We start from the raw sequence: 5,790 nt of genomic DNA, 5'->3' as shown, positions 1-5,790 counted from the left end.
CGGGCCGCCAGAATGCTGGGAACGATGTAGTACGAGCCCAGTAAGAAAGTGCCGTAGATGCCGCCGACGATATTCCACACCACGAGTTTGGTGACCAGCTCGGGATAGAGCATCGTGGTCAGCATGGAATCCCTTGCACCACCAGAGCCTCCGGCGATGATGCACGGCCCGAAGCCGAGCTTGGTCACCAGAGCGTGCAGCGTCTCGGCGCGCATGTGTGATTCGCTCTGCCCGTAGAACTGGACATCAGATTTACCGCAATTCGGGCGATCCCACAACAGCACCCGGTACCCGCCGTCGACTAAGGCTTCCGCCAGCGGACGGAGTCCGGGGATCTCTTTGCTGAACCGGCCACCCGGCGTCAGGGCAATGAGATCCCCGGACTTACCAAGGATTTCGTAGACGACGTTCCCACCGTTGATTTCGATGGAGGCCACGGGCTGTCTCCTCTAGCGTCAGGCCATCACCAGGACGTCGTTGCCGACGACCCGGACCGGGTAGGTGCGGATGCTCCACTCCGGCTTGACCGCAGTCGTCCCGGTCGCGAGCTCGAAACCCCATTGATGCCAAGGGCAGTAGATGTACTCCAGGTCGTGGACCATAACGGCGTCACCCGCGGTGGTTTCGTCGACGATGGTTCGACCGCGAACGCGACCGGAGCACAGCGGTCCGCCTTGATGCGGGCAGTAGTTCGCGATCGCGTAGAACGTGCCGTTTACGTTATAGACGCCGACACCGTGACGCCCGATGGGCACCAGCTTGTGCTTTCCGGGCGGGATCTCGTCCACGGCGGCAACGACGTGCTCGCGGCCCTGCGCCAGCCTGGGCTCGGACCGGCTGAAGGCTTGTTCGGCCAACTCAGAACACCCGCACTTGGCCCTCGAGCACCGGGACCGTCTCCGGCAGGTGATAGGTCGCGATGCCGTTTTTGAACATCACCGCGTCGCGGGCCGCTTTGGGCAGGTGTTTGACCAGCCAGCGTGGGTCGTCGAAGGTCCAGTGTGGGTAGTCCGAGGAGAAAAGCAGAATCTTGTCGCACTCCATCCACTCCAGCGCGCGGGTCAACTCGGTCTTGTCCTCCGGGTAGTCCAACGGCTGGGTGGTGAATTTGATGTGGTCTTTGACGTAGTCGGACGGCTTGCGCTTGATCTCCATCCGCGACTTGCGGGCCTCGTAAATTGCGTCCATCCGCCACATCAGCGGCAGGATCCAGCTGAACGCATGCTCGACGAACACGATCCGCAGCGTCGGAAATCGATCGAAGACGCCGTCGAAAATCAGGCTCATCACCTGGTTGGCGGCCAGCAGCGAGTAGGTCACCATGAAGTCGTGGTTGTAGCTGGGGAACCCTACCGGCGGCATGGGCAGCATCTCGTAGTTGCTGCGCGACAGGTGGCAGCTCACGGTGATGTCGTGTTTGGTGGCGGCCGCCCAGATCGGGTCGTACATCGGGTGGCCCCATGACGGCCGCGGCTCGGCCTTGATCAGAATCTGCGCCATGTATGGGTGCCCGGCCCACTTCTCGATCTCCCGGGAGGCGCCGTCAGGGTCCTCGATAGCCGCGCAGATGGAGCCGCGCCAACGCTCGTGCCAGTTGTTGTGACTGTCCAGCCAGTGCTTGTCTTGCCACTCATTGAGCGCAGACGAGAACGCCTGGTTGGCCTCGGGCAACCGCGGGGTCCGGGCGCCGGGCTCGAGGATCGCGATATCCGACCCGGCCTCCATGATGAGCTGCCGGAAGGCCATATCCGGGTCGCTGCCCGGGAATTCGCCGTCCGGCGGGAAAGTGTCCGTCCGCATGGCGTAGGCGTGCGCATAGTCCGGAGCGTCGTAGTAGATCAGTTCACCGACCTTGTGGTCGAGGAAGAACTTGCTACGCCACGGCTCCGGAATGTATTGCGTCAGCTCGCCGCGTTTGGGCACTGGGTGGACGTCGGAGTCGACGCACCGAACGGCGATGCGCTCGGCGGCGGGAATCCGTTCATGAGTCTGTGTCAGCGTCATCGTGGTCTCCCTTAGTTACCTTCTACTGTGCAGCCACGCCGGCGGGAATGTCTATCCCGTAGAGCTCCGCGGCGTTGCGCCAGCACACTTTTTCGCGTTGTTCGGCGGTCAGCGCGCGCGGAAGTGCGGCCACTTCCGCGTTCTGCCAGTGCGGATAGCTGCTGCCGAACATGACCATGTCGTCTTTTCCGGTGAAGCCGAACCACTCGCCGGCGAACTCGGTATCACCCGGGCCGTCGAGGCGACCTTGGACGAAGTAGACGTGTCCGGGCAGGTATTCGCTGGGGATGCGGGGTGCCCACGGCGTCTGCTCGAGGTGTGGTCGCCCGAAAGTGTCCATCCGCCAGATGAACGGGGTGAGGAAGTCCGCGGCACCGTCGGCCCACACGAACTTCAGCGTGGGAAAGCGCTCGAAAACACCTTCCGCGATCATGTTCATCAGGTGGTAGAGGTAGTTCAGCGCCATGAAGCTCAGGTACTGCTCGTAGGTCAGCGTGTGTCCCGACGGGGTCGGGGCAAATCCGATGCCCTCCCCGGTTTCGATGTGGACCGCCACCGGTAGGCCGGCCTGCGCAGCCGCTTCCCAGAGCGGCCAGAACTGCGGTTTGCCGTACAGTTCGCGCGATTGCAGCGGGATGCCGATCTGGACGACGCGGGGGTGCGCGCGCCACCTGTCGATCTCGCGCAATGCGCCCGAGATGTCGTCGGGGTTCACCCGGATGGTGCCGCGGAAGCGGTCGCCGAATTCACTGTGTTCCAGCCAGCGCGACACCATCATCTCGTTGTGTGCTGCATGCAGTGCGCTGCCCAGGTGTCGGTCCGGCATGATGCCGCGGCTCATCGGGTGCAGCACGGCAATGTCGACGCCGCGTTTCGAAAATAGTTCGTTGGCTACGAATTCCGGGTTCGAGCCGGGATAGCCGATGTCACGCCCGCCGGTGTCGTTGGCATACTCGCCACCCGGCGTTCCGTACCAGTCAGATTCGTAGTCGGGGAAACCCCGGCTTTTGAACGGCTCACGGAGGACGTTGCGCAGCTCTTTGTTGGACGAGAAGAAGATGTGCACACTCGCGTCGATGACGGGCGTCCGAGTTCCGTCCGGGTGTTCTATCACCTAAACCACCCTTCGCGGCGCCGAAGATTGTGTCGGGCCTGCTGGCCATACGCTAGCCAATCTAACATTCCCATTCATCGTCAATCAACGGGTTTCCGGTAAGCGTTTCGATTAATCATCGCACCTGGTAGCGGTCATAATTGCGGGTATAGGGCGTAAGCGTTGTTCTTGTCTACCGATAATATCATTCTCCCGGTTCTGGGCTCCTCGCGCCCACTGGTGAGAGCTCCGGCGAGATTGTCACTGTGCTATTAGGAGAATAGTATTCTCTTCAGCACGTTAACTGATCTAAGGAGCTGGCCGGGATGCTGTTGGAATTCGACGCTGATCAGCGGCTCTGGCAGGAAACGGTGCGTGATGCCGTTGGCAAGCAGTGTCCGCCGGCGCTGGTCCGAGGTATTGCCGAAGACGGCGTCGACCCGACCCCGGTCTGGAAGGCCTACGTGGAGCACGGCTGGACCGAGATGAACGATCCGGAGACCGCCGTCGAGCTGGCCATCGTCCTGGAAGAGCTGGGCCGCGCCACCGATCCCACGCCGTTCCTGGCGACGATGAGCCAGTTCGCGCCGTTGGCGGGCGATCGGTTCGACCGCCAGGCATCCGGAACCGCCGTCTACACCGGGGTGACAGCGCACCGGGACGGCGATGGCTGGGTGTTGGACGGCACGGCGACGCATGTGCTGGACGGGGATCGTGCCGAGTGGTTGGCGGTGGTGACCGATGCCGCGGTGTTCATCGTCAGCATCGCCGAGGTGGCCGGGCAGGTAACCCGGCGCCGCAGTTCGGTGTTCGACCCGGTGTTGCACGTCGCCGACTTGACGTTCAGCGACGTCCGGTTACCCGACGCCGCGCGGGTCAGTGTCGATGTTGAGCGGGCGCGCCATATCGCGCTGATGGGTATGGCGATGACGATGGTCGGTGCCTGCCAACACATTTTGGATCTGGTCCTCGACCACGTGCGCAGCCGTCACCAATTCGGGGTGCCGATCGGTTCGTTCCAAGCGGTTCAGCACAAGGCCGCCGACATGCACGTCGCGGTGGAGCGGGCGCGGGCACTGGCCTATTACTCAGCGTTGACGATCGCCGAGGACGACCCGCGTCGGCGGCTGGCGGCCGCAATGGCGAAAGCGGCTGCGGGCGAATGCCAGTCGCTGGTGTTCCGTCACGGTCTGCAGCTGTTCGGCGCGATGGGCTTCACGTGGGAGAACGACGTGCAATTCGCACTGAAGCGGGCCAAGGCGGGCGAGCTCATGCTCGGCGGGGCCGCCGAGCACCGGGCGATGATCACCGAGGAGTACCGTGCAACTCACCTTTGACGCGCAAGTCGAAACGTTCCGCGCGGAATTCGTCGCCTTCCTCGACGAACACGTGCCTGCCACCGCCGCTGAGGCGTTGGAGCGGCCGCAATCGGTGTCGCACATGCCGGCTTGGGCGCGCGGCTGGCAGCGGCTGCTCTTCGACAACGGCTGGCTGCTGCCCACTCAGCCGCCGGAGTTCGGCGGCCGCAACGCCACGGTCCTGCAGCAGTACGTCTACCTGGAGGAGCTGTGCCGGCGGCGGATTTACCACAGCTTCAACCCGCAGGGTGTCAATATCATTGCGGCCTCGCTGATCTCGTTCGGCACCGATGAGCAGAAACAACGTTGGGCCGTTCCGATCCTGCGTGCCGAGATCACCGCGTCATTGGGGATGAGCGAGCCCAGTGCCGGTTCGGATCTGGCGTCGCTGCGCACGAAAGCAGTCCGTGACGGCGATCATTTTGTGGTCAATGGCCAAAAGGTCTGGACGTCGGGCGCCCACGATGCCGACGTACTGCTGACCTTCGTGCGGACCGACCCAGATGCCCCTAAGCACAAGGGGATTAGCGCGTTGCTGATCCCTACCGACACTCCCGGCGTGGTGCGCCGACCGTTTCCGTCCATCTGCGGGCAGGATGATCTGGACTTCAACGAGGTGTTCTTCACCGATGTGCGAGTACCGGCCGAGAATCTGGTCGGCGCGCTCAACCAGGGCTGGCACGTGGCCAACGGATCGTTGGGGCACGAACGCACGATGATGTGGCTGGGTTTCGCCGATCGGCTGGATAATGTGCTCACCGACTTCCAACCGACGAACGCACTCGAACGTGACCAGTACGCCACCACGCTGATGGACTTTTCTGCACTGCGCCTGCTCGGCTCGGTGGCCCTGGCCCGTGCCGCCCGTGGCGAGGAGAACGTGCCTGCGCTGTCGGTGCTCAAGCTGCTCGGCTCCGAAGCCGAACGACAAGCGTGTGAACATGCCTTACACGCAGCAGGATCCGACGGTTTGATGCACCCCGCGCTGACGGGTACGTACGAGCCGATGAACCTCGACCACTACTTCGCCAGTTGGTTCGAGCGCTACGCCCGCAGCTTCGCCGGCACGATCGCCGGCGGTACCTCCGAGATCCAGCGCAACATCATCGCGCAGCGAGTGCTCGGATTGCCCACCGGCTGAGGAGCATGCCCTAACCGCTCACCGAGCGTGAACTGGTTGCTATTCGTATTGCGATCTTTCGCAGCAGCTTCACGCTCGGCGGGTGGTTAGGCCCGCTTAGTCGATGACGGCGGCGTCTTTGCGTTCGGTGATGGGCCGTGCCGGTTCCTGCTCGTCGCAGATTCGTTGCAGTTTCTCGAGGGTTTCATCGAGAC

Annotated in this window: 6 protein-coding genes; 2 read left to right on the top strand and 4 right to left on the bottom strand. The window is 63.1% G+C overall.

Annotation, left to right across the window (positions count from 1 at the left end):
* From WAN71_RS16570 to WAN71_RS16555, 4 genes are all read right to left on the bottom strand, one after another.
* Positions 1-437 (bottom strand): alpha/beta fold hydrolase (locus tag WAN71_RS16570; RefSeq protein ID WP_422226377.1); only part of this gene is annotated, 437 nt, incomplete at its 3' end.
* 18 nt (positions 438-455) lie between these two features.
* Positions 456-857: a Rieske (2Fe-2S) protein gene (locus WAN71_RS16565; protein ID WP_422226376.1), complete on the bottom strand. Its 402-nt coding sequence runs from the start codon at positions 855-857 to the stop codon at positions 456-458.
* Position 858: 1 nt separating this feature from the next.
* Positions 859-2,004, bottom strand: coding sequence for an amidohydrolase family protein (locus WAN71_RS16560; protein ID WP_422226375.1), 1,146 nt, complete (start codon positions 2,002-2,004; stop codon positions 859-861).
* A 22-nt stretch (positions 2,005-2,026) separates the two neighbouring features.
* Positions 2,027-3,118, bottom strand: a complete 1,092-nt coding sequence (locus tag WAN71_RS16555; RefSeq protein ID WP_422226374.1) for an amidohydrolase family protein — start codon at positions 3,116-3,118, stop codon at positions 2,027-2,029.
* A 305-nt stretch (positions 3,119-3,423) separates the two neighbouring features.
* On the opposite strand from WAN71_RS16555, the gene WAN71_RS16550 reads away from it, so the two are divergent.
* On the top strand, positions 3,424-4,434 hold the full coding sequence (locus WAN71_RS16550) for an acyl-CoA dehydrogenase family protein (protein ID WP_422226373.1): 1,011 nt from the start codon (positions 3,424-3,426) through the stop codon (positions 4,432-4,434).
* Entirely contained in the window at positions 4,418-5,596 is a 1,179-nt protein-coding gene (locus tag WAN71_RS16545; RefSeq protein WP_422226372.1) for an acyl-CoA dehydrogenase family protein, read from the top strand. Before WAN71_RS16550 ends, WAN71_RS16545 begins: the two co-directional genes overlap by 17 nt.
* The last annotated feature ends 194 nt before the right edge of the window (positions 5,597-5,790 follow it).

This window comes from Mycobacterium sp. (genome assembly GCF_049280035.1).
Lineage (GTDB): Bacteria > Actinomycetota > Actinomycetes > Mycobacteriales > Mycobacteriaceae > Mycobacterium.
The sequence above is the reverse complement of the archived record's forward strand: the minus strand, read 5'-3'. Positions and strand labels throughout refer to the sequence as shown.

What these genes read in the sequence shown, in the direction of transcription:
- WAN71_RS16560 (WP_422226375.1), bottom strand. Translation starts at nt 2,004, where the DNA reads ATGACGCTGACACAGACTCATGAACGGATTCCCGCCGCCGAGCGCATC.
- WAN71_RS16550 (WP_422226373.1), top strand. Translation starts at nt 3,424, where the DNA reads ATGCTGTTGGAATTCGACGCTGATCAGCGGCTCTGGCAGGAAACGGTG.